General features: G+C 69.6%; 20 protein-coding genes and 1 pseudogene. 14 read left to right on the top strand and 7 right to left on the bottom strand.

Annotated features, from left to right (window positions below):
* The first annotated feature begins 168 nt into the window (after positions 1–168).
* The 3 genes from A9X05_RS31685 (at position 169) to A9X05_RS29770 (ending at position 3,606) form a co-directional block, all read left to right on the top strand.
* A complete protein-coding gene (locus tag A9X05_RS31685) occupies positions 169–2,709 on the top strand; it encodes a hypothetical protein (protein ID WP_231978383.1) in 2,541 nt (846 codons plus the stop codon).
* A 7-nt stretch (positions 2,710–2,716) separates the two neighbouring features.
* On the top strand, positions 2,717–3,010 hold the full coding sequence (locus tag A9X05_RS29765; RefSeq protein ID WP_082970972.1) for a hypothetical protein: 294 nt from the start codon (positions 2,717–2,719) through the stop codon (positions 3,008–3,010).
* A 137-nt stretch (positions 3,011–3,147) separates the two neighbouring features.
* The gene (locus A9X05_RS29770; protein WP_082970973.1) at positions 3,148–3,606 is read left to right on the top strand and encodes an Imm61 family immunity protein; all 459 of its coding nucleotides are present in this window, start codon (positions 3,148–3,150) and stop codon (positions 3,604–3,606) included.
* 22 nt (positions 3,607–3,628) lie between these two features.
* Here the strand turns inward: A9X05_RS29770 and A9X05_RS14565 are convergent, their stop codons facing one another.
* A complete protein-coding gene (locus A9X05_RS14565) occupies positions 3,629–4,042 on the bottom strand; it encodes a F420-dependent biliverdin reductase (protein WP_067782246.1) in 414 nt (137 codons plus the stop codon).
* Between the two features lie 35 nt (positions 4,043–4,077).
* Between A9X05_RS14565 and A9X05_RS14570 the strand changes: the two genes are divergently transcribed.
* Genes A9X05_RS14570 through A9X05_RS14585 form a run of 4 tightly spaced genes read left to right on the top strand, consistent with a single transcriptional unit; the run spans position 4,078 to position 7,473 of the window.
* Positions 4,078–4,827 (top strand): SDR family NAD(P)-dependent oxidoreductase, encoded by a 750-nt coding sequence (locus tag A9X05_RS14570; protein WP_067782249.1) that lies wholly within the window; start codon positions 4,078–4,080, stop codon positions 4,825–4,827.
* On the top strand, positions 4,824–5,996 hold the full coding sequence (locus A9X05_RS14575) for a bifunctional cobalt-precorrin-7 (C(5))-methyltransferase/cobalt-precorrin-6B (C(15))-methyltransferase (protein WP_067782252.1): 1,173 nt from the start codon (positions 4,824–4,826) through the stop codon (positions 5,994–5,996). The genes A9X05_RS14570 and A9X05_RS14575 overlap by 4 nt, the downstream gene beginning before the upstream one ends.
* Positions 5,993–6,748 carry a precorrin-4 C(11)-methyltransferase gene (gene cobM / locus A9X05_RS14580; RefSeq protein WP_067782276.1) on the top strand — a complete coding sequence of 252 codons (756 nt, stop codon included), beginning with the start codon at positions 5,993–5,995 and terminating at the stop codon, positions 6,746–6,748. Before A9X05_RS14575 ends, cobM begins: the two co-directional genes overlap by 4 nt.
* Entirely contained in the window at positions 6,745–7,473 is a 729-nt protein-coding gene (locus tag A9X05_RS14585; protein WP_197499064.1) for a cobalt-precorrin-6A reductase, read from the top strand. Before cobM ends, A9X05_RS14585 begins: the two co-directional genes overlap by 4 nt.
* On the opposite strand, the gene sigC is transcribed toward A9X05_RS14585, so the two are convergent.
* Complete coding sequence (gene sigC / locus A9X05_RS32200) at positions 7,470–8,027, bottom strand: RNA polymerase sigma factor SigC (protein WP_231969178.1); 558 nt, start codon at positions 8,025–8,027, stop codon at positions 7,470–7,472. The genes A9X05_RS14585 and sigC overlap by 4 nt on opposite strands.
* A gap of 153 nt (positions 8,028–8,180) precedes the next feature.
* A pseudogene (locus A9X05_RS32525) lies at positions 8,181–8,843 on the bottom strand (DUF2275 domain-containing protein); the annotation flags it as partial.
* A gap of 131 nt (positions 8,844–8,974) precedes the next feature.
* On the opposite strand from A9X05_RS32525, the gene A9X05_RS14595 reads away from it, so the two are divergent.
* Positions 8,975–10,555 (top strand): PPE family protein, encoded by a 1,581-nt coding sequence (locus A9X05_RS14595; protein ID WP_067782255.1) that lies wholly within the window; start codon positions 8,975–8,977, stop codon positions 10,553–10,555.
* Here the strand turns inward: A9X05_RS14595 and A9X05_RS14600 are convergent.
* The 3 genes from A9X05_RS14600 to cobG are packed head-to-tail and all read right to left on the bottom strand — an operon-like array spanning position 10,552 to position 13,814.
* Positions 10,552–12,033: a precorrin-2 C(20)-methyltransferase gene (locus A9X05_RS14600; RefSeq protein WP_067782258.1), complete on the bottom strand. Its 1,482-nt coding sequence runs from the start codon at positions 12,031–12,033 to the stop codon at positions 10,552–10,554. The genes A9X05_RS14595 and A9X05_RS14600 overlap by 4 nt on opposite strands.
* Entirely contained in the window at positions 12,030–12,656 is a 627-nt protein-coding gene (locus A9X05_RS14605) for a precorrin-8X methylmutase (RefSeq protein WP_067782262.1), read from the bottom strand. The genes A9X05_RS14600 and A9X05_RS14605 overlap by 4 nt, the downstream gene beginning before the upstream one ends.
* A 9-nt stretch (positions 12,657–12,665) precedes the next feature.
* The gene (cobG, locus tag A9X05_RS14610; protein ID WP_067782265.1) at positions 12,666–13,814 is read right to left on the bottom strand and encodes a precorrin-3B synthase; all 1,149 of its coding nucleotides are present in this window, start codon (positions 13,812–13,814) and stop codon (positions 12,666–12,668) included.
* A 67-nt stretch (positions 13,815–13,881) separates the two neighbouring features.
* On the opposite strand from cobG, the gene A9X05_RS14615 reads away from it, so the two are divergent.
* The 4 genes from A9X05_RS14615 (at position 13,882) to A9X05_RS14630 (ending at position 19,474) form a co-directional block, all read left to right on the top strand.
* Positions 13,882–14,550: an alpha/beta hydrolase gene (locus A9X05_RS14615; RefSeq protein WP_067782268.1), complete on the top strand. Its 669-nt coding sequence runs from the start codon at positions 13,882–13,884 to the stop codon at positions 14,548–14,550.
* A 3-nt stretch (positions 14,551–14,553) separates the two neighbouring features.
* Positions 14,554–18,129, top strand: a complete 3,576-nt coding sequence (gene cobN, locus A9X05_RS14620; RefSeq protein WP_067782271.1) for a cobaltochelatase subunit CobN — start codon at positions 14,554–14,556, stop codon at positions 18,127–18,129.
* Positions 18,130–18,227: 98 nt separating this feature from the next.
* On the top strand, positions 18,228–18,614 hold the full coding sequence (locus A9X05_RS14625; protein WP_067760897.1) for a PPOX class F420-dependent oxidoreductase: 387 nt from the start codon (positions 18,228–18,230) through the stop codon (positions 18,612–18,614).
* A 5-nt stretch (positions 18,615–18,619) separates the two neighbouring features.
* The gene (locus A9X05_RS14630; RefSeq protein WP_067760895.1) at positions 18,620–19,474 is read left to right on the top strand and encodes a type 1 glutamine amidotransferase domain-containing protein; all 855 of its coding nucleotides are present in this window, start codon (positions 18,620–18,622) and stop codon (positions 19,472–19,474) included.
* Between the two features lie 5 nt (positions 19,475–19,479).
* Here A9X05_RS14630 and A9X05_RS14635 read toward each other — a convergent pair whose 3' ends face one another.
* Positions 19,480–20,187: a dienelactone hydrolase family protein gene (locus tag A9X05_RS14635; RefSeq protein ID WP_067760893.1), complete on the bottom strand. Its 708-nt coding sequence runs from the start codon at positions 20,185–20,187 to the stop codon at positions 19,480–19,482.
* 73 nt (positions 20,188–20,260) lie between these two features.
* Here A9X05_RS14635 and A9X05_RS14640 point away from each other — a divergent pair, with 73 nt between their 5' ends.
* Together A9X05_RS14640 and A9X05_RS14645 are read left to right on the top strand one after the other, a co-directional pair.
* Positions 20,261–20,797 carry an FxsA family protein gene (locus A9X05_RS14640; RefSeq protein WP_067782274.1) on the top strand — a complete coding sequence of 179 codons (537 nt, stop codon included), beginning with the start codon at positions 20,261–20,263 and terminating at the stop codon, positions 20,795–20,797.
* Between the two features lie 106 nt (positions 20,798–20,903).
* A partial coding sequence (locus A9X05_RS14645) for an amidohydrolase family protein (RefSeq protein ID WP_156736719.1) occupies positions 20,904–21,194 on the top strand: 291 nt, incomplete at its 3' end.

Here is a 21,194-nt window from a genome sequence, read left to right on the forward strand (position 1 = left end):
GTTGATCCCGAAGCCCGCGGTGAGCGGTCCCAATGCTGCCGCCAAGCCCTCGCCGACAGCATCCACGGCGCTCCCCGCGACGAACATCGCCTCGGGATCAACCACCAACGGAGCCACGCGCGAATTCTCGCCGGAACCGCGCGCGGCCGCTATTCACCCAATGATGGCTTGGCGGCAGCATTGGGACCGCTCACCGCGGGCTTCGGGATCAACAGCGGCCAGGATGCGGCCGGGTTAATGTTCGGGTTGGGGTATCAGAATGCGGCCCAGTCGCTGCTGAACGGGGCGGCGGCCGGCGTCTTCGCGTGCAGGTACCTGGGGGCCAAGGTGCAGCTGTGCGCGTCCAATTACTCGCGGGCCGAGGCGGCATCCAATGTCCGAGGGAGCGGCCACATGCTGCCCACGCCCGCGCAACCGCAGGACTTCCCGCCTCCGGGCCGCCCCAGGACCGTGGGCGCCGGGGTCGCTCAACCGCTGCTGTGGGCCGTGGTGGAGGCGTTGGTCGACGACGTCTGGCCCAACGGCAACGGGGTCGGAATGCACGCGGCTGCCGGATGTTGGCGAGGCTTCGGCGATGCACTTCGTGCGGTGGGGCACGGGCTTGACGGTCCGAAGTCGGTGGTCGCCGGGCAGCAGGTCCCCGAAGCTCAATTGGTGCAGCAGGTGTTGTCCGAACTGGGCAGCAAATTGGAGAAGCTGGCCGGTCGGTGCGACGACCTGGCAAAGGCTCTGGACGAATTCGCGAACGTTGTGGAGAACGCACAGAACAAGATTCGGGATCTCTTGGGCCGCCTGGCAGGCCTGACCAACCTTGCCCATGACGTGATGTTGATTTTCGAAGGCGATGCGGCCGATGAGCTGGAGAAGATCGTGCGAGACATCAACGACGTCCTGGACAACATGAAGCGGGAAGCGCAGGCCCGCGAGCACGTCATCAAAACGGGGATGCAGATCATCGACGGTCTGGTCGGCGACCTTAAAACCTACGTGCGCGGGCAGCTGGTCGAATTTCTGGGCGAGACCGTCGGCAAGTTCGTGGCGGATGACTTCGCCCTCACCGCGGATGCCGGTGAGGGAATCTTCAAGAGCGCAGTCGGCATTGCCGAATTGCAGGACCAGCTTGACCCGAGCCGGTTCGCCTTCGATCCCAAAGGCGCTGCGGCCAGTTGGGCGGCACTGGATCAGAGTGCGTTCAAATCCATTCCTGTGTATGCGCTTTTCGACCCGAAGGGCGCCGCGAAGAACGACTTAGGAGTCTTGAAAGGTCTTACCCACTGGGATGATCTGACCTCTGGTCGGCCCGGGCTGGGGATCGGGGAAGGCATCTTCGACGGCATGACATTCCTGCTGGGCGGCGGTTTGGCGAAGGCGGGATCGGAAGGTGCGGAGGCGGCGGGTGCTGAAGCCACCGAGGAGGCTACCGAGGGCGAGAAGGCGGCCCAAGGCGCCGCAGGCGCGGCCGGCGAATTGAACGGGGTTGGCGGCACGCTCGCTGATATCGCGACGAACGGCGCCGACCTCACGAAGGGCCTTCAGAATCTCGGCGAAGATCTGCCTAAGGGAGATCCGCTCCCCGGCGGCAGCGCGGTGGCTCTGCCGCCAGGGAAGTTGCCCGAGGTGCCGGTCGAGTCGGCGCCCCACCCGCCGGACGCGGCGCAGGGCCGGCCTCACGCGCTAGCCGATCCCGGAGAGGGGCGCACGGAGCCACCCCGAGGGACCGGCGACCGTCCCGCGCCGGAACCGGCGGGAGGTCCGCACGAGTCGACGCCAGGGGGAGGTCCACGCGAGCCGGCCTCGGCCCCGGTTGCCGCATCGCACGCTGCAGCTGGGGCGGCCGCAGCTGGCGAGCGCATGCCGACGATGCCGAGGGCGGTTGAGCATTCGCCGCTTCCGGTTTCGCCCGCAAGAAGTCCCGTCGAATCGGCGCCCGTCGCTTCACACTCGCCGCAATCAGCGCCGGCGGCGTCCCCGAGCGCGCCCTCGCCTGCCGCGCCGTCGCCCGCCGCGTCGCATCTCGCGCCCCCGAACGGTCACCCTGCCGAGGTGCCGGCACCTGGAGGTGGAGTCGGTGGGCCCGGTGACGGCCCGCGTCCTGGTGAGCACCCGCACGAAAAGCTGCCGCACGACGGGAGGCCCGACGGGGACGATGAAGGGAAACCTGGTGATGATCGGGATCGACAGCACGGACACCCAGGCGGACCGGACGATAAGCCGAGCGAAGCCGAAACAACAAGCCCGCACGACGGCGCCAACGACAACGTGCCAACTGCACATGGGTTCGCGGGCTCCTATCCACTGCCCGCCCCCGAGCTCGTTACGCCACCCCCAAATGCGGCCGTCTTTTGGTCCGGTCGGACCTCTGAGGGCCTCGGCGTTGGACCTGTATCAGCAGGTGGCAATGGCGCCGCAGATATGTACGCGGCGTCCCACGGCGGAACCACGCTTGAGGGGTTGCTCGATCGAAATGGGGTCTCACCTCCCAAGTGGAGCTTCGACGACGATGCTGCAGAAGAATGGTGGTCCCAAGTCTCGAGGATGTACGCGCAAAACGTTCACGGTGAAGTACACGCGATCATCGGAGCGAACCTTCGTCGCGGCAATGTGTGGGAGACAGTAGAACTTCCCAGGCTTATGGACAATCCGAATGTCACTAAGATCGTAAAGATTGATCCTGAGACTGGTTCCGAGACAACAATCTTCGAACGTTAGGTACAACATGGATACTGACGATCTCAACGCCGCGATCGTGGTCGCCATCGCAGATACTGCTGTTCCTCATGTGGATAAGCAGAGGTTGACGGAAGCTTACGGGCCAGAACAAGGTGAGCGACTCAATGCGCAAGTATCAGACCTCGTTCGGGAGGCGGCGAGCATGCCCATTGAGTGGGGGAGTATGACGTTGAAAGAAGGCGTCGACGATATTTTGCGTCGATTCCATGAGCGGCATCCTGAATTGTCGCCGGAGGCGTTACATGAGATTGGCCGATGCGTCGGATGGAATCTGCGTTGACGTGGTCCACGAGATAGTCCAACTAAGTGTCCTGGAGCTGTCTGAAGGCAGGGTGATTACGGTTGACGAGCTCGCGGACCCTGACATTGGTGTGTTGAGATGACGGACGTCATCAGGATCTCAAAGCGCCTCGCGCAGTGGGCAGACCAAGCTGGTACACGGTCACGTCGGGAGAATGTACGGATGACGGTCGGGCAATATTGGGGGCAGCCTCTGGCGAAATTCGCCTTTTCATAGGACAAAATGACGCCAGCTGGTTCATCGTTACCGATTCCGACCGCTTAGGTCCGGAGTCTTTTGTTTTGGCCGCCCCTTCGATGGACACGATCGAGAAGTACCTTTACGGAAGGTTTTGCTGGCACATCCGTAGCGCGAGAGGTTTGCCTCGAGTAGGTCCTCCCTACAGCATCGAAACGCGCGACTTCGGAGTAAGCCAACGCTTTGCTTTGATTGCAACGCTAGCCATCAGCAGTGCTGACAAAGTGACGGCAACAGCGGAACTCAGAAAGCTCGCGCTGTACCTGACGGCAACGATTGATCAAATTGAAGCGTCAGCCGTCGACCTCGACGGGAAACCGCTCATTGAGCCGCGATAGCTACGAGCCGGCCAGACCGACCCTAATCCTCGCCGCGATCCAGCAAGCCCGACGACCCGAGCACCCGCTCCACGTGCACCTCGATGACCACCCGCCGCGGGTTGGGCCGTGGGGTGCGGTAGCGCTGGGCGTAGCGGAGTTCGGCATCGCGGACGGCGTCGGCATCGTTGTTCACCTTGGACCGGCCCTCCAGCGACAACCACCGCGCGCCATCGACCTGACTGAGCACCGCCACCCCGCCCCGGTCGGCGTTCACCGCCTTCTGCGAGCCGCCGGTGGTGATCACCCGGGCGATGTGCGTCTTCGGGTCGAAGGTGAACCCCACCGCCACGACATGCGGCGAATTGTCGGCTCGCAGCGTGGTCAGCATGGCCAGATGCCGTTCGGACAGGAACGCCAGCGCATCGTCGGTGAGCCGGGTAGTGGTATTCGCCATCACCGCCCACGCTAGCGCAGGACATAATCGCAGCCGTGGGCGACACGGGCGCGGGACCAGTACTAGTCCTGGGCGGGCGCAGCGAGATCGGCATCGAGCTGGCCCGCCTCCTGGCGCCCGGGGCGACGGTGGTGCTGGCGGCGCGCAATGCCGACCAACTCGACGACCAGGTCGCCACGCTCAAAGCCGCCGGTGCCAAGACGGTGCACACCAGAGAATTCGACGCCGACGACCTGGATTCCCACGGCCCCCTGATCGCCGCGGTCATCGCCGACCACGGACCCATCGCCACCGCGATACTGGCCTTCGGAATCCTCGGCGACCAAGCCCTCGCCGAGACGGACGCCGCCCACGCGGTCGCCGTCGTGCACACCGACTACGTCGCCCAGGTCAGCGTGCTCACCCACCTGGCGGCCGCGATGCGCGAGGCCGGCACAGGCCGACTGGTCGTGTTTTCCTCGATCGCGGGCGCGCGCGTGCGTCGCGCCAACTACGTCTACGGCTCGGCCAAGGCCGGCCTGGACGGCTTCGCCAGCGGCTTGGCCGACGCCCTGCACGGCACCGGCGTCAAACTGCTGATCGCCCGCCCGGGTTTCGTGATCGGGCGCATGACGCAGGGCATGGATCCCGCGCCGCTGTCCAGCACACCCACCCAGGTGGCCAAAGCGACCGCGCGCGCGCTGGCCAAGGGCCGACGCACCGTGTGGATCCCCTGGGCGCTGGGGCCGGCTGCCGCCGTGATGCGGCTGCTGCCGCAGTTCGTCTGGCGCAGGATGCCGCGATGATCATCGTGGTGGGCATCGGCGCCGACGGCATGGCCGGGCTCGCTCAGACGTCTCGCGATGAATTGCGAAGGGCGACAATAATCTACGGATCGAAAAGGCAACTCGACCTGCTCGACCAAACGCTAACCGCACCCCGCCGGCAGTGGCCCTCGCCGATGTTGCCCGCGCTGCAGACGCTGCTCGACGACCACACCGCGGACGTGCATGTGGTGGCCAGCGGCGACCCGCTCCTGCACGGCATCGGCGGAACGTTGATCCGGCTCCACGGCCCCGGGCGAGTCCGGGTGCTGCCGCACGTGTCCTCGGTGACGCTGGCGTGCGCCCGAATGGGCTGGAACCGCCACGACACGGAGGTGATCAGCCTGGTCACCGCGCAACCGCACACCGCGATCCGCCGCGGCGGCCAAGCCGTCGTGCTTTCGAAAAACGCCACCACACCGAGAGAACTCGCCGCTCTCCTCGACGCGCACGGCCGCGGCGACTCCGAGTTCACCGTTCTGGAAAACCTCGGCGGCCCAACCGAACAGCGTCGTGACGGCACCGCAAGCCACTGGGCCGCTGAGCCACCCGATGACGTCGACGACCTCAACGTCATCGCCATCCGATACCTGCCCGACGAACGGACGTCGTCGCCGCCCGACGAAGCGTTCGCCCACGACGGGCAGATCACCAAACACGGAATCCGCGCGGTGACACTCGCGGCACTGGCCCCGCGCCCGGGTGAACGCCTCTGGGACGTCGGCGCGGGCTCCGGCAGCATCAGCGTCGAATGGTGCCTTATCGGAAAAGGTTGCAGCGCGGTGGCTTTCGAGCGGGACGAACGACGTCGCGACAACATCGCAGCCAACGCCGCAGCCTTCGGCGCCCCCATCGACGTGCGCGGCGAGGCTCCGGGCGCGTTCGGCGGCACCGAGCCGCCGTCGGCGATCTTCCTCGGCGGCGGCCTCACCCAACCCGGTCTCCTCGATGCCTGCCTCGACGCGCTGCCGGCCGGGGGACGCCTCGTGGTCAACGCGGTCACCGTGGAGTCCGAAGCCTTACTGGCACAGTCATATTCGCGCCTAGGGGGCCAACTGCGACGCTTCCAGCACTATCACGGCGAGCCGCTCGGCGGCTTCACCGGATGGCGGCCGCAGATGCCGGTCACCCAGTGGACGATGACGAAATGACGGTCTATTTCATCGGAGCGGGTCCGGGCGCCGCCGACCTGATCACCGTCCGCGGCCAGCGACTGCTCGAGTCCTGCCCGGTATGCCTGTACGCGGGGTCGATCATGCCCGACGATCTGCTGGCGCTCTGCCCGCCCGACGCGAAGATCGTCGACACCGGACCGCTGACGCTGGAGCAGATCATCACCGAACTCGCCGACGCCGACGCGGCCGGTCACGACGTGGCCCGGCTGCATTCGGGTGACCCGTCCCTCTACAGCGCGCTGGCCGAACAATGCCGACGGCTCGACGCGCAGGGCATCGACTACCAAATCGTGCCCGGCGTACCGGCTTTCGCCGCGGCTGCGGCCGCGCTGAAGCGGGAGCTCACCGTCCCCGGCGTCGCCCAGACCGTGACGCTGAGCCGGGTCGCCACCCTGTCGACCGCAATGCCGGCCGGTGAGGACCTGGCCAGCCTCGCCCGTTCGGGCGCGACCCTGGTCCTGCACCTCGCGGCGGCCCAGATCGACACCATCGTCCCGCAACTTCTCGACGGCGGCTATCGACCCGAAACACCGGCCGCGGTCGTGGCTTTCGCGAGCTGGCCGCAAGAGGTGGTGCTGCGCGGCACGCTCGCCGACCTCGCCGACCAGATGCACCGGGCCGGCATCACCAAGACCGCGGTGATCGTCGTCGGCGACGTGCTGGCCGCCGAGGGGTTCACCGACAGCTACCTGTATTCGACCGGGCGGACGCGGGGGAGCCGGCACTGATGCGAGTGCTGCTGCTCGGCGGCACGGCCGAAGGTCGCGCGCTGGCGAAGGCGCTCCACCCGGACATCGACATCGTCAGCTCCCTGGCAGGGCGGGTACCCGACCCCGCGTTGCCGGTCGGTCCCGTCCGCATCGGCGGCTTCGGGGGCGTCGAGGGGCTTCGGCGCTGGCTGCTCGACGAGCGTATCGACGCGGTGGTCGATGCGACCCACCCCTTCGCGGCGGCCATGACGGCGCACGCGGCGCAAGCGTGCGGTGAACTGTCGATGCCGCACCTGGTGCTGGCCCGTCCGGCGTGGGAGCCCGGCTCCGCGATCGTGGTGGAATCCGACTTGCGGGCGGCGGAAACCGTTGCGCAAGAGCGATTTTTGCGGGTATTTCTCACCACCGGGCGTTCGGGGACCAGGGCCTTCGCCGGCAGCGACGCGTGGTTTCTGATCCGCGCGGTCACCGAACCCGACCCCTCCTCGCTGCCGCGCCGACACCAGCTGGTCCTGTCCCGCGGGCCGTATCGCTACGACGGCGAGGTCGCGCTGATGCGGGAACACCACATCGACGCCCTGGTCACCAAGAACAGCGGTGGGGCGATGACGCGGGCGAAGCTGGATGCGGCCGTGGCGCTGGGCATTCCGGTGGTGATGGTCGCGCGGCCGCCGCTGCCGCCCGGGGTGACGGCGGTGGCCAGCGTCGACGAGGCCGTCGAATGGGTGACGCGGCTGAATTAGCCCGTCAGGTCGTCGCGCTCGACGTCTGCGGCCAGCAGCGCGTCACGGGCGCGCGCGACGCGGGACCTGATGGTGCCCACCGGGCAGCCGCACACCGCCGCCGCGTCGGCGTAGGGCAAACCCAACAACTGGGTGAGCAACAAGGCTTCTCGTTGCTCGGCGGTGAGTCCCGCGATCATCGTGGTGACCTCGACCAGGTCTTCGAATCCGCGGGCGTGGCGATCGCCGCGCATCACGTGTTCCGGATCGGCGCCCGGGGCGGAGCGCGGCCGCGACTGGACGTGGCGGATGTGGTCGGCCACCACGCGTCGCGCGATGGAAAGCAGCCAGGTCCGGGCGCTCGAACGCCCGGAGAACCGTTCGATCGCCCCGATCGCGCGCAGGAACGTCTCTTGAGTCAGGTCGTCGGCGCTGCCCGCGTCCGACAGATAGGTGACGAACCGCCACACGTCCTGCTGGGTGGCCTTGATGAACGCCTCGAGCGCCCGGTCGTTCCCACGCGCGGCGGCCAACGCGAGCTCGGTAACGGCCTCGTCATCGCTGGACGCGATCATGGCGAACCACCTTTGTTTCGCGGGCTCAGTGAGTCTACGACGGCCTGTCGTAGCGGCTGCGGCGGGGTCGGCGGCGGACCGGTTGATGGGCCACAGGTGAGCGTGGCGCCTGACTGCGGGGGACTCGGCTGGCCAGGCCGCGCCGTCCGCAGCATCGGACGCGCCCATCCGGTCCGATCGCACCCGTTCCCGCGCCACCAGCAACGCGAACGCGAGGCCCAGCAGCAGGGGCATGTGGCTGGCGATGCGCGTCGCAGTGACCTCGCCGGCGAACGCGTCGACGATCACGTAACCCAGCAGCGCGACCGAATAGACACCCGTAATCGCCGCCACCCCAATCGCGGTGACCGGCCAGACGCCGGCGGCCACCATCGCCAGACCCAATGCCAGCAACCAGGCGGTGGATTCGTGCATCAGATGCTCGCCGGACATCGCGCCGTGCATGTGGCTGGACACCATGCCGAAATCGACACCGCTGATCTGCGCGGCGGCGATCGCCACCTGGAACAGCCCGACCGCGATCAGGCCCCACCGCCGGTAGTGCGAACGCAGCCAACGCATCCTGCGCTGGTGGCCGGAGGACTCTTCGCCAATGTTCGCCATGATTCGCGACACCAGGTCGGGCCCGTCGACCGGCTCGACCGACGCCAGCCGGCGGGTCTGCGCGGCGGCGCCGATGAGCCAGGAGCGGCAGCGCCGGCACGATTCGAGATGGGCATCGACCTGCCGCGCGAGCGCCTGGGGACGCTCGCCGTCCAGTCGGGCCGAAAGCGCCTCACGCGCCGCGTCACACCGCATCCCTGCATCGTTGCGCATGCCCGGGCCGGGCGCAAAGAGCCCCCGAAATCAGCCGGCGGGAACTAATCCGTCCGGCGAACCGACCACTGGACGTCAACAGCCCCGACATTCGAAGAGGTATTCGTGTTCCTGCCCGAAAACCCCCGACGGTGACCGCCCCGATCTGGATCGCCTTCCCGCCCGAGGTGCACTCGACGCTGCTCAGCAGCGGGCCCGGAGCCGGGCCGATGCTCGCCGCCGCCGCTACATGGTCGTCGATGAGCAGCCAATACGCCGAAGCCGCAGAGGAACTCACCGGGCTCCTGGGCGCCGTGCAGGGCGGCGCGTGGGAGGGGCCCACCGCCGAGCAGTACGTCGCGGCCCACGCCCCGTACCTGGCGTGGCTGCTGGAGGGCTCCGCCAAGAGCGCGACGGCCGCGGCGCTGCACGAGACGGCGGCCGGGGCTTACACCGCGGCACTGGTTGCCATGCCGACGATGCCCGAGCTCGCCGCCAACCACGCGACGCACGCGGCGCTGGTGGCGACGAATTTCTTCGGCATCAACACCATTCCCATCGCCGTCAACGAGGCCGACTACGCGCGCATGTGGGTGCAAGCCGCCACGACGATGACCACCTACCAAGTGGCCGCCGAATCCGCGCTCGCGGCGGTCCCCACCACCACGCCCGCGCCCATGATCGTGGCCCCGGCCGCGGAGGCGAGCGTCGCAAGCGCGCAGGCCGCCGACACGCCGCAACCGGCGCGGACCTATCCGTCCTGGCAGGACCAGCTCACCGCGTGGCTGCAGCAGTACACGAAGAACTTCGCGTGGCCGGTCTCCAAAGACCTCAACCCCGGTGGCTGGCCGTTTCCGCCGGTGCCGTTCGTCAACGGCCTCGCCTCGTTCTTCGGTCAATTGGGACTCTCGCCGGCGCTTTCCAGCGCCCTGGGCTGGGCGATCTTTCACACGCTGATGATCTTCTGGCCCTTCATGCAGGCCGCCATCCAGATGGCGGTGGTGCTGGCGCCGATGGTGGTGTCCGTGCTGGGCGCCGCCGCGGCCGGGGGAGCGGCGGCCGCGGTCACCGCGATCAGCGTCGCCGTCCCGCTGTCGGCCGCCGCGCCGCTGCCGGCGCCCGCGCCCGCGCCGGCGCCGATGGCGACCGCGCCGGCGCCGGCGATCGGCACCGCTCCGGCGAGCGTGAGCAACGCCCAGACCATGTCCAGCGCCCCCGCATCGACGGTGGCCGCACCGGCCGGTGGCGGACCGTTCGGCGGCGGGCCGGGTGCCGGCTTCAGTCCCACGGCCACGGACGGCATCGGAGCGGGCATGTCCGACGCCCTGTACGCCGTGGGACTGTCCGGGCTGGCGGCCCGCGGCAGCGCCAGCGGCCGGTCACGTCGCAAATCGGAGGAACCGGCGCCCGACGACGTCGACGCCCCCGCCGCGGCCGCCGCGGCCGCCGCGGCCAAGAAGAAGGCGCGGGCCCGCCGGCGCCGCCCCGGAACGGCCACCGACCGCGCGTACCGCTACGAATTCATGGACCTCGACCAGGAGTCGGGGGCCGGCGACGAGGACCCGGACGCCGTGCGCGCCTCGGACCAGGGCGGGGGACCGCTCGGATTCGCCGGTGCCGCAGCGAGATCCGGTCTCGCGCAGCCGACCGGGTTGGCGACGCTGACCCGCGACGGGTTCGGTGACGGGCCGACCGTGCCGATGATGCCCAGCAGCTGGCGCAGCGACGATTAACCGAGCGGGTAGCGCCGGGGTGTGAACACCCGGTCGCCGGAATCGCTTGCATGCCATTGCGTTTGCGACGATCCGACGATCAGCAGGCAACGCATGTCCACCTGCGCGGCGTCGAGATCGGCCAGCCGGACCACGCGGACGTCCTCGTCGGGCCCGGAAACGTTACGGCCGACCACCACCGGCGTCCCGGGCTCGCGGTGTTCCAGCAGCAGGTCGCGCATCGCGCCGACTTGCCACGTTCGCGACTTTGACGCCGGGTTGTAGATGGCCAGCACCAGGTCTGCGGCGGCCGCCGCGGCCAGCCGCTCGGCGATGATCTCCCACGGTTTGAGCCGGTCGGACAGCGAGATCACCGCGTAGTCGTGGCCCAGCGGAGCGCCGACCCGGCTGGCGACGGCCTGTGCGGCCGTCATCGCCGGAATCACCCGGATCGCCACTCCCGGCCACTCTTTGGCCTCTTCCAGCACCGCGGTCGCCATCGCGAACACCCCGGGGTCCCCCGAGGACACCACCGCGACGGCACGGCCCTGCTCTGCCAACGCGCAGGCCAGTCGGGCGCGCGCGGGCTCGTCTGTGTTGTCGCTGGGGTGCCGGCGTTGGCCGTCGCGCACCGGGACGCGATCCAGGTAACCGGCGTAGCCGATCAGGTCGGTGGCGCCGGCCAGCTCACGCCGGCTCTGCGGGGTCATCCAGTCGCTGCCGCCGGGACCCAGGCCGACCACCGCGACCGTGCCGGCCGCCGCTGGCTGCCGTCCGCGGCGCCCACCCGGCAGCATCGCCAGCGAGAAGTAGGGCACGCCGGCCTCGTCGACGTCGGCGGCGGGCAGGATTCGCTGCCCGGCGGTGCTGGCCCGCTCGACGTAGAACGCGTCGTCGAGCTGCCCGGACGCCGAAAGCGCTTCGCGCACAGCGCGGTACGAGCGACCAAGTTTCAGCACCACCGCGGCGTCCGCGTCGGCCAGGCGGCGGGTGAGCTCGGCGACCGGCAGGGTGCCCGGCAGCACCGAGAGCACCTCGTCGCCGGCCACCAACGGCGTCGCGATGGCCGCCGACGCGGCGCTCACCGACGTAACCCCCGGCACGATGACGGCGTTGAACCGCTGCGTCAGCCGGGTGTGCAGGTGCATGTAGGAGCTGTAGAACAGCGGGTCGCCCTCGGCGAGCAGCGCCACATCGCGGCCCGCGTCGAGATGAGCGGCGATGCGCGCGCTGGCTTCCACGTAGAAGTCCTCGAGGGCCCCGGCGTAGCCGCCGGGGTGGTCGGTCACCTCGGTGGTCACCGGATAGATCAGGTGCTCCTCGATCTGCCCGGCCCGCAGGTACGGTTCGGCGATCCCGCGCGCGATGCTGCGGCCGTGCCGGGCGCTGTGGTAGGCCACCACGTCGGCCTCGCCGATCACCCGCGCCGCCTTGACGGTCACCAGCTCCGGGTCGCCGGGTCCCAGCCCGACACCCCAGAGAGTGCCCCGCGTGGTCATTCGCGGTCGCTCGCGATCGCATTGACCGCGGCGGCGGCCATGGCGCTGCCACCGCGGCGGCCCCGCACCACCAGATACGACATCCCGCGCGGACGGTCGATGAGCTCCTGTTTGGACTGGGCCGACCCGACGAATCCGACCGGCCCGCCCAGGACTCCGGCCGGCGGGGAAACCCCTTCGTCGACCAGCTCGAGCAACCGGAACAGGGCGGTGGGCGCGTTGCCGATGGCCAGCACGGCGCCGGGCAGCCGATCGGCCCACAGCTCCACCCCGGCCGCCGATCGGGTGGTGTGCCTGCGCGAGGCCAGGTCCGCGGCGCGCGGGTCGGCCACCAGCGACACCACCTCGTTGCCGGCCGGCAGCCGCGCGCCGGTGATCCCGGCGGCCACCATCGACGAATCGCAGAGCACCGGCGCGCCGCCGCGCAGGGCGGCGCCGACGCGCGCGGCGACGTCGTCGGTGTAGGCGACGTGCTCGGCGACGTCGACCTGCCCGCAGGTGTGGATCAAGCGCACCACCACCCGCGCGATGTCGTCCGGGAAGCGGGCCAGGTCGGCTTCGGCCCGAATGGCCGCGAACGACTGCCGATAGATCTCAGCTGCGTCGCGGATGTAGTCGAGCACCCGCTTACCCTAAGGTCCTGGCGGCGACCCGCTTCGCCCGGCTTCGCCGCGCTTGCGGTCACCGCGTAGCTGGCGGTATCCATCGCCAGTCGCCAGCAGCACCTCGCCGGTCAGCGGGCTGCCGCACGCGCGGTCGCAGCCGACGAAATGGCGATGCACTCCCGCATCCCCGCCCAGCGCCGCGGCCGCGTCGGCCCGGACATCGGCCAGCGAATGCGCGCATCCGGGGCTGCCGGTGCAGGCGCTGACGTTCAGCCAGGGGGAGTTCTCGTCGAACACCAGACCCAGCGGGGCCAGCACCCGCAGCGCGACGTCGGCGACGCCCTCGTCGAGATCGCACACCAGCACCGAGCGCCAGGGTGTGATCACCAGCGGCGTCTCGATCGCCGCCAGGAATTCCGCGACCCGCGCGGACAGCACCCCGAGCGGCACCGCGGCGCCGAGCGCCACCCGGCCATCATCCTGGTTGATCCAGCCCACCGGCGGCCTGGTGACCGCGGGAAAGGCGACGGCGCCCAGTTCCGCGCCGGGCAACAGGCTTTCGACGTCGTCCAATTCCTTGACACGCCAAGCGCTTCCACGTGTCGCCGCGAAACGTGTCGCGATCATGACCAGCGTCTCGATCACCTCGCCGGCCGTCAGCCGGACGCCGGTGTCGCGTCCGGCGAGCAACAACGCCCAGCCATCGGGAAGCGCGTGCACACCGACGTCGGCGCACAGGCCGGAAACGTCGGCGCGCCCGTCGTCGAGGCCGAACCAGAATCGCCCGCCCAGCTCGACCAGGCTCGGCTCGGCGCGGATCGCCTCGTCCAGCTCGACGACCCACGGACGCACGTCGACAGTCCCGCCGGCCCGGCCGGATAGCGGCGAAGCGACGATGTTGCGTACCCGCTCGTGGGTCGCCGAGGGCAACAGCCCCGCGTCGGCGATGGCCTCGGCCGCCGCCGTCACATCGGTGATCCCGCGCAGCTGCACGTTGCCGCGCGCGGTGAGCTCGAGCGTCGCCGAACCGAATTCGGTGGCCACCCGTGCCAGCGCGGCGAGCTGAGCGGCCGTCAGCATGCCGCCGGGCAGCCGGACCCGCGCCAGGGCGCCGTCGGCGGCCCGGTGCACCTGCAGCGCACCCGGGCATGCGTCGGTGTCGCGGGATCTGGGCACGCGTCCACGGTACGGGCCTGGTCCGCCTCACGATTGGGGTCTCGGGATCCGGGGCACCCTCGTCCGCATGCAGACGGTCGAATACGCCCCGGGCCGCTTGGCTGATGTCTACGGCGACTCCACTCGCCCCACGGTCCTGTTATGGCACGGCATGCAGACCGACGCGCGCGCGGCCTTCGGTCCGCTCGCCCGCCTGCTCGCCGAACGTGGCGCGGCGGCGGTCGCACCGGACTGGAACTCCCACGCCGACGACGGCGGGCGCGCAGACCTGCTGCGGTCGCTCGACTTCGCCCGGGAACGTGCCGCCGACCCCGACGGCATCGTGCTGGTCGGGTGGTCCATGGGTGGGTGCGCAGCGGCGGGCCTGACGCTTCGCGGCGACGTCCCCTTGGCGCACACCGTCTGCCTCGCCGGGGCTTTCATGGTGCCCGACCCGCTCACCGGCCGGGTGCCGACCGAGGCGTTGACGCCGGAGGGCGGCGGCACACCGTTGACGTTGCTGCACGGCCTGGCCGACGATGTCGTCCCGGTGACGGCCAGCAGGGACTTCGCCGCCGCCTTGCGACGGGCCGGCTGGCCGGTGGAGTTGGTGGAGCTGGCGGCCGACCACGGGTCCATCGCGGGCGCCGACTACGACGCCGCCGCGGATCGCTACGAGCCGGGCAAGAGCGACGAGGCGCTGCGGGTCGCCGGAGAGGTCGCCGCCCGGATCGCGGCGACCCTACGGTACGAATGAGGGGTGGCTGAGCCGACCATCCTTTTGCTGTCGACGTCCGACACGGACCTGATCAGCGCCCGCGCCAGCGGAAGAAATTATCGGTGGGCCAACCCTTCGCGCCTGGATGAAAGCGAACTGCCGGAACTGCTCGCCGGCGCGTCGATCGTGGTGGTTCGCATCCTCGGCGGTTACCGCGCCTGGCAGAGCGGGATCGACAGCGTGGTCGCCAGCGGCGTGCCCACCGTGTTGGTCAGCGGTGAGCAGGCCGCCGACGCCGAGCTGACCGGGCTGTCCACGCTCGCCGCCGGCATCGCGGTGCAGGCGCACATCTATCTGGCGCACGGCGGCGTCGAGAACCTCCGCCAGCTGCACGCCTTCCTGTCCGACACCGTGCTGATGACGGGGTTCGGGTTCAGCCCGCCCGTCGTGACACCGACCTGGGGCGAGCTGGAGCGGTCACACCCCGGCGAGTCCGACGGCCCCACGATCGCCGTCCTGTACTACCGCGCGCAGCAGCTGGCCGGCAACACCGACTACGTCGAGGCGCTGTGCCGGGCCATCGAGGACGCCGGCGCGCGGCCGCTGCCGGTCTACTGTGCGTCGCTGCGGACCGCCGAACCCGAACTGCTGCAACGGCTGGGGGACGCCGACGCCATGGTGGTCACCGTCCTGGCTGCCGGGGGACTGAAGCCGGCCACGGCGTCCGCCGGTGGCGACGACGACAGCTGGAACGTCGAACACCTTGCGGCCCTGGACATTCCGATCCTGCAGGGACTGTGCCTAACCAGCTCTCGGGCCCAGTGGAGCGAAAACGACGACGGGCTGAGCCCGCTCGATGTGGCCACCCAGGTGGCGGTGCCCGAGTTCGACGGCCGCATCATCACGGTCCCGTTCTCCTTCAAGGAGATCGACGACGACGGCCTGATCTCCTACGTTGCCGACCCGGAGCGGTGCGCACGGGTCGCGGGGCTGGCAGTCCGGCACGCGCGGCTGCGCCACGTCGCCCCGGCCGACAAACGGGTAGCCCTGGTGTTCTCGGCCTATCCGACCAAGCACGCGCGGATCGGGAACGCGGTGGGGCTGGACACGCCCGCCAGCGCGGTCGCGCTGCTGCGCGCGATGCGCGAGCGCGGGTACCAGGTGGGCGAAATCCCCGGCGTCGACGCCGACGACGGCGACGCCCTGATCCACGCCTTGATCGAACGGGGGGGTCAGGACCCCGACTGGCTCACCGACGGGCAATTGGCGGGCAACCCGATCCGCCTGTCCGCCAAGGACTATCGGGACTGGTTCGCCACCCTGCCCGCCGATCTGACCGACGCGGTGACACGGCATTGGGGCCCGCCGCCCGGGGACCTCTTCGTCGATCGCACACGAGACCCCGACGGTGAAATCGTCATCGCCGCAATGCAAGCCGGCAACCTGGTGCTGATGGTGCAGCCGCCCCGCGGTTTCGGCGAGAACCCGGTGGCGATTTACCACGACCCCGACCTACCACCCAGCCACCACTACCTGGCCGCCTACCACTGGCTCGACGCCGGGTTCGGTTCGCACGCCGTGGTGCACCTGGGCAAGCACGGCAACCTGGAATGGCTGCCCGGCAAGACGTTGGGCATGTCGGCCGCCTGCGGATCCGACGCCGCGCTGGGCAACCTGCCCCTGATTTACCCCTTCCTGGTGAACGATCCGGGTGAGGGCACCCAGGCCAAGCGGCGGGCGCACGCGGTCCTGGTCGACCATCTCATTCCGCCGATGGCGCGCGCCGAAACCTACGGCGACATCGCCCGGCTGGAGCAATTGCTCGACGAGCACGCGAACGTCGCCGCGCTCGACCCCGGCAAGCTGCCCGCCATCCGCCAACAGATCTGGACCCTGATCCGGGCCGCCAAGATGGACCACGATCTCGGGCTGACTGAGCGGCCCCCCGAGGATTCGTTCGACGACATGCTGCTGCATGTCGACGGCTGGCTCTGCGAGATCAAGGACGTGCAGATCCGTGACGGACTGCATGTACTGGGCCAAAAGCCTTCGGGGGAAACCGAACTCGACCTTGTGCTGGCGATCCTGCGCGCCCGCCAGCTGTTCGGGGGAGAGCAGGCCATCCCGGGATTGCGGCAGGCGCTGGGCCTTGCGGAGGACGGTACCGACGAACGCGCATCGGTCGACTCGGCCGAGGCAGCGGCCCGCGGACTCATCGCGGCGCTGCAGGCCAGCGGCTGGGAGCCCGACGCCGCCGACCGCATCACCGACAACCGCGAGATCGCGGCGGTGCTCCGGTTCGCCGCCACCGAGGTGGTGCCCCGCCTGGCCGGCACCGCGGCCGAGATCGACCAGGTGCTCGACGCGTTGGACGGCCACTTCATCCCGGCCGGCCCGTCGGGCTCACCACTGCGCGGTCTGGTCAACGTGCTGCCCACCGGCCGCAACTTCTACTCCGTCGACCCCAAGGCGGTGCCCTCGCGGCTGGCCTGGGAGGCCGGCGTGGCGCTGGCGGATTCGCTGCTGACCCGCTACCGCGACGACCATGGGCAATGGCCGCAGTCGGTGGGGCTCTCGGTGTGGGGCACCTCGGCGATGCGCACCGCAGGCGACGACATCGCCGAAGTGCTTGCGCTGCTGGGAGTTCGGCCGGTTTGGGATGACGCGTCGCGGCGCGTCGTCGACCTCACCGCCATACCGCTCGCCGAGCTGGGCCGTCCGCGCATCGACGTGACCGTGCGGATCTCGGGGTTCTTCCGCGACGCCTTCCCGCACGTGGTGACGATGCTCGACGACGCGGTGCGGCTGGTCGCCGGGCTCGACGAGCCGGCCGACGACAACTACGTGCGGGCGCACGCGCAGGCCGACCTGGCGCAGCACGGCAACCAGCGCCGCTCCACGACAAGGATTTTCGGCTCCAAGCCGGGAACTTACGGCGCCGGGTTGCTACAGCTGATCGACAGCCGCAACTGGCGCGACGACGCCGACCTGGCGCAGGTGTACACCGCGTGGGGTGGCTTCGCCTACGGCCGCGACCTGGACGGCCGAGAGGCGGTCGACGACATGAATCGTCAGTACCGGCGGATCGCGGTGGCCGCCAAGAACACCGACACCAGGGAACACGACATCGCCGACTCGGACGACTATTTCCAATACCACGGCGGGATGGTGGCCACGGTGCGGGCGTTGACCGGGCAGGCGCCGGCCGCCTACATCGGTGACAACACCCGGCCCGACGCGATTCGGACGCGGACGCTGTCCGAGGAGACGACGCGGGTGTTTCGCGCCCGAGTGGTCAATCCGCGCTGGATGGCGGCGATGCGCCGGCACGGCTACAAGGGTGCGTTCGAGATGGCGGCGACGGTGGATTACCTGTTCGGCTATGACGCGACCGCGGGCGTGATGGCGGACTGGATGTATGAGCAGCTCACCCAGAGCTACGTGCTGGATCCCGAGAACCGGAAGTTCATGGCCGAATCCAACCCCTGGGCGCTGCACGGCATGGCCGAACGACTGCTGGAGGCCGCCGGCCGCGGCATGTGGGAACAGCCGCAACCGGAGACCCTCGACGGCCTGCGCCAGGCGCTGCTGGAAACCGAGGGCGACCTGGAGGGCTGACCCCTGACGCGAGTGTGCGGCTAGCCGCACACTCGGCAGCGAACGTGCGGCTGCCCGCACACTCGGCACGGGCGGGCTACGGGGCGTAGGTTGACACCGTGACACCCACCTTCGCCGATCTCGCCAAGGCGCAATACATCCTGCTGACCACGTTCACCAAGGACGGCAAGCCCAAGCCGACGCCGATCTGGGCCGCCGCCGACCAGGATCGGCTGCTGGTGATCACCGGAGAAAAGTCGTGGAAGGTCAAGCGGATCCGCAACACTCCGCGGGTAACGCTGGCCACTTGTACCATGCAGGGCAAACCGACCAGCGAGGCCGTCGAAGGCACCGCCGCCATCCTCGACAAGTCGCAGACCGGCGCCGTGTACGACGCCATCGGCAAGCGCTACGGCATCCTCGGTAAGGTCTTCAACCTCTTCAGCAAGCTGCGCGGCGGCATGGAGAACAACGTCGGCCTCGAACTCAGGGTGTCCCCGACGTAAGGGCCATGGGCACCGTTCTCGTCCCGATCCCGGACCGCGACTTCGACCCGACCGAGGTCGCGGTCAGTTGGCGCGTCCTGACCGACGACGGGCATCGGGTGGTGTTCGCCACCGAGAGCGGAACGCCCGGCGCGGCGGACGACATCATGGTGAGCGGCCGTGGCCTGGACCTCTGGTCCGCCCTGCCGGTGCTGGGGGCCATTCCCGTCATCGGTCTGATGCTGCGGGCGAACAAGGCCGGGCGCGGCGCCTATCGGGACATGTTGGCGTCAAACGAGTTTCAGCGCCCGGTCGCGTGGGCCCAGGCCACCCTCGACGGCATCGACGCGCTGCTGCTGCCCGGCGGGCATCGGGCCCGCGGAATGCGCAGCTACGTCGACAGCCACATCCTGCATCGGCTTGTGGTGGACGCCTTCAAACGCGGCATGGTCGTCGGCGCCATCTGTCACGGCGTGCTGCTCGCGGCGCGCAGCGTCGACCCCGAGACGGGCCGCTCGGTGCTCTACGGGCACCAGACCACGGCCCTGACGTGGGCGATGGAGCGCCTGGCGTGGCGGTTGACGCGTGTCACCCGGTTCTGGGACCGAGACTACTACCGCACCTACACCGAGGAACCCGGCCAGGCGGAAGGGTACATGTCGGTGCAGGCGGAAGTGACTCGTGCGCTTGAAGATCCGGCGGACTTTCGCGACGTGGTGCGCGGTTCACCGGACTGGCGGCGCAAGACCTCCGGCATGGCGCGCGACACCGCGACCGACCCGCGGCCCGCGTTCGTCGTCGACGACGGCGACTACGTGTCGGCGCGCTGGCCCGGAGACACGCACACGTTCGCGACGGTCTTGTCGCGAAAGCTCAACTGACGCAGCTACGTCGTCGCGCCCGCCGCCAAGTGCTCGCCGAAGAACGCGAACACCCGGCGCCAAGCGTCCTCCGTGGCCGCCTCGTCGTAGCCGAAACCGGTGATCCGCAGCAGTGGCTGGGCCGGCAGGTCGTTGGCAAAGCTATGCCCCACACCGGGATAGACCTTCACATCGGCAGTGATGTTCTTCCTGGCGATGGTCTCGCGCAGCTTCTCGGGCGCGCCCCGTCCCAGCGGGTCCTTGGCGCCGAAACTGGCCACGATCGGGCACGCCCCGTCCAGCGTCTTGTCGAGGTTGCGGGGCAGGGGAGCGCCGTAGAACGGGGCGGAAGCGCCGAAACCCTTGGGAGACATGACCAATGCGAACTGGCCGCCCATGCAGAACCCCGCGATGCCGACCTGGCCGGAACATTCCGGCATGGCTTTCAGGTGATCGCGCGCCGCCAGGATGTCCGATAGGGCGCGGCCGCGCTGCGTCTGCAGCTCCTTCATCACCCGGGTGATGCAGCGCATCCGGCCGCCCCGCGCGTACATGTTGGGGGTGATCGCCACATAGCCGGCCTGGGCGATGCGCTTGTTCGTCGACTCCTTATCCCTGCCGTATCCGAACGCGTCATGAATCACGACGACGCCCGGCCACGGGCCCTGACCCGAGGGAAGGTCCAGCAGCGCGTCGATCGGTCCGTCGGGCGTGTCGATCTCAATCGTGGTCATAGCGTCATCTAACTGCAATCGCCCCGGACACCACCATGGGAACTTCGACGCGGTCGGCGTACGTTGCGCTGACATGCTGTCACGGCTGTTTCTCTGCTACGCCGTCGTCGAGCTGGCGGCGATCATCGCCCTGGTCTCGACGATCGGGTGGGGTTGGACGCTGCTGGCATTGGCGGGCACCTTCCTGCTCGGATGGGGCCTCCTGGTGCCGATGATGGGCTCGCACCTGCTGCGCCAGGTCGGCGACCTCCGCTCCGGTCTCGCAGAGCCGCGCACCGCGGTGCGGGACGGGACGCTGGTCTCGCTGGCCACCCTGCTGGTCTTGGTACCCGGCCTCGTGACAACGGCGCTGGGGCTGTTGCTGATGGTGCGACCCGTACGGTCGGCCGTGGGGCCCGGTTTGGCGGCGATCGCGATGCGCGGACTGCGGCGGCGCATGCCGCTGCTCGCCGACACGACTCTGTTCGGCGCCGGCGCGCGTCAGACCGGCGGCCCCGCGCAAGACGGCTACATCGACGGCGAGGTCGTCGACGTCCGGGACTACCGCCCGCCCGCCCTCGAGAACGAGCCGGTCCGCGGCGGATTCCCGGGCCGGCCCGCCTGGGACTGATCGCCCCGCCCCGAAGCCCACGTAGTTTTGCCCTGTGAGCCACACGCCCACCACGCTGTTGGTCAATGGCCGGGTGCACAGCCCGAGCCATCCGGACGCCACCGCCATGGCGGTGCGAGGCGACGTCATCGCCTGGCTGGGCAGCGACGACGTCGGCCGCAGCCTGTTTCCCGACGCTGACATCGACGACGTGGACGGCGGTTTTGTGGCGCCGGGATTCGTGGACAGCCACATCCACCTCACCGCCACCGGCCTGACGCTCAGCGGCCTCGACCTGCGCGCGGCCGGCTCGAGAGAGCAGTGCCTCCAGCTGGTGGCCGATTACGCGGCGGCCCACCCGGGCCTTCCCGTCTGGGGCCACGGGTGGGACGAGTCCTCGTGGCCCGAGAACAGCGCG

It is taken from the genome of Mycobacterium sp. E3298 (assembly GCF_001666895.1).
Classification (GTDB): domain Bacteria; phylum Actinomycetota; class Actinomycetes; order Mycobacteriales; family Mycobacteriaceae; genus Mycobacterium.

Excerpts from the sequence above, each read along its gene's own strand:
- A9X05_RS14600 (WP_067782258.1), bottom strand. The coding sequence starts at position 12,033 with ATGACCACGCGGGGCACTCTCTGGGGTGTCGGGCTGGGACCCGGCGAC.
- sigC (WP_231969178.1), bottom strand. The coding sequence starts at position 8,027 with ATGATCGCGTCCAGCGATGACGAGGCCGTTACCGAGCTCGCGTTGGCC.
- A9X05_RS14640 (WP_067782274.1), top strand. The coding sequence starts at position 20,261 with ATGCTGTCACGGCTGTTTCTCTGCTACGCCGTCGTCGAGCTGGCGGCG.
- A9X05_RS14565 (WP_067782246.1), bottom strand. The coding sequence starts at position 4,042 with ATGGCGAATACCACTACCCGGCTCACCGACGATGCGCTGGCGTTCCTG.
- A9X05_RS29765 (WP_082970972.1), top strand. The coding sequence starts at position 2,717 with ATGGATACTGACGATCTCAACGCCGCGATCGTGGTCGCCATCGCAGAT.
- A9X05_RS14630 (WP_067760895.1), top strand. The coding sequence starts at position 18,620 with ATGGGCACCGTTCTCGTCCCGATCCCGGACCGCGACTTCGACCCGACC.
- A9X05_RS14635 (WP_067760893.1), bottom strand. The coding sequence starts at position 20,187 with ATGACCACGATTGAGATCGACACGCCCGACGGACCGATCGACGCGCTG.
- A9X05_RS14615 (WP_067782268.1), top strand. The coding sequence starts at position 13,882 with ATGCAGACGGTCGAATACGCCCCGGGCCGCTTGGCTGATGTCTACGGC.
- A9X05_RS14575 (WP_067782252.1), top strand. The coding sequence starts at position 4,824 with ATGATCATCGTGGTGGGCATCGGCGCCGACGGCATGGCCGGGCTCGCT.
- cobM (WP_067782276.1), top strand. The coding sequence starts at position 5,993 with ATGACGGTCTATTTCATCGGAGCGGGTCCGGGCGCCGCCGACCTGATC.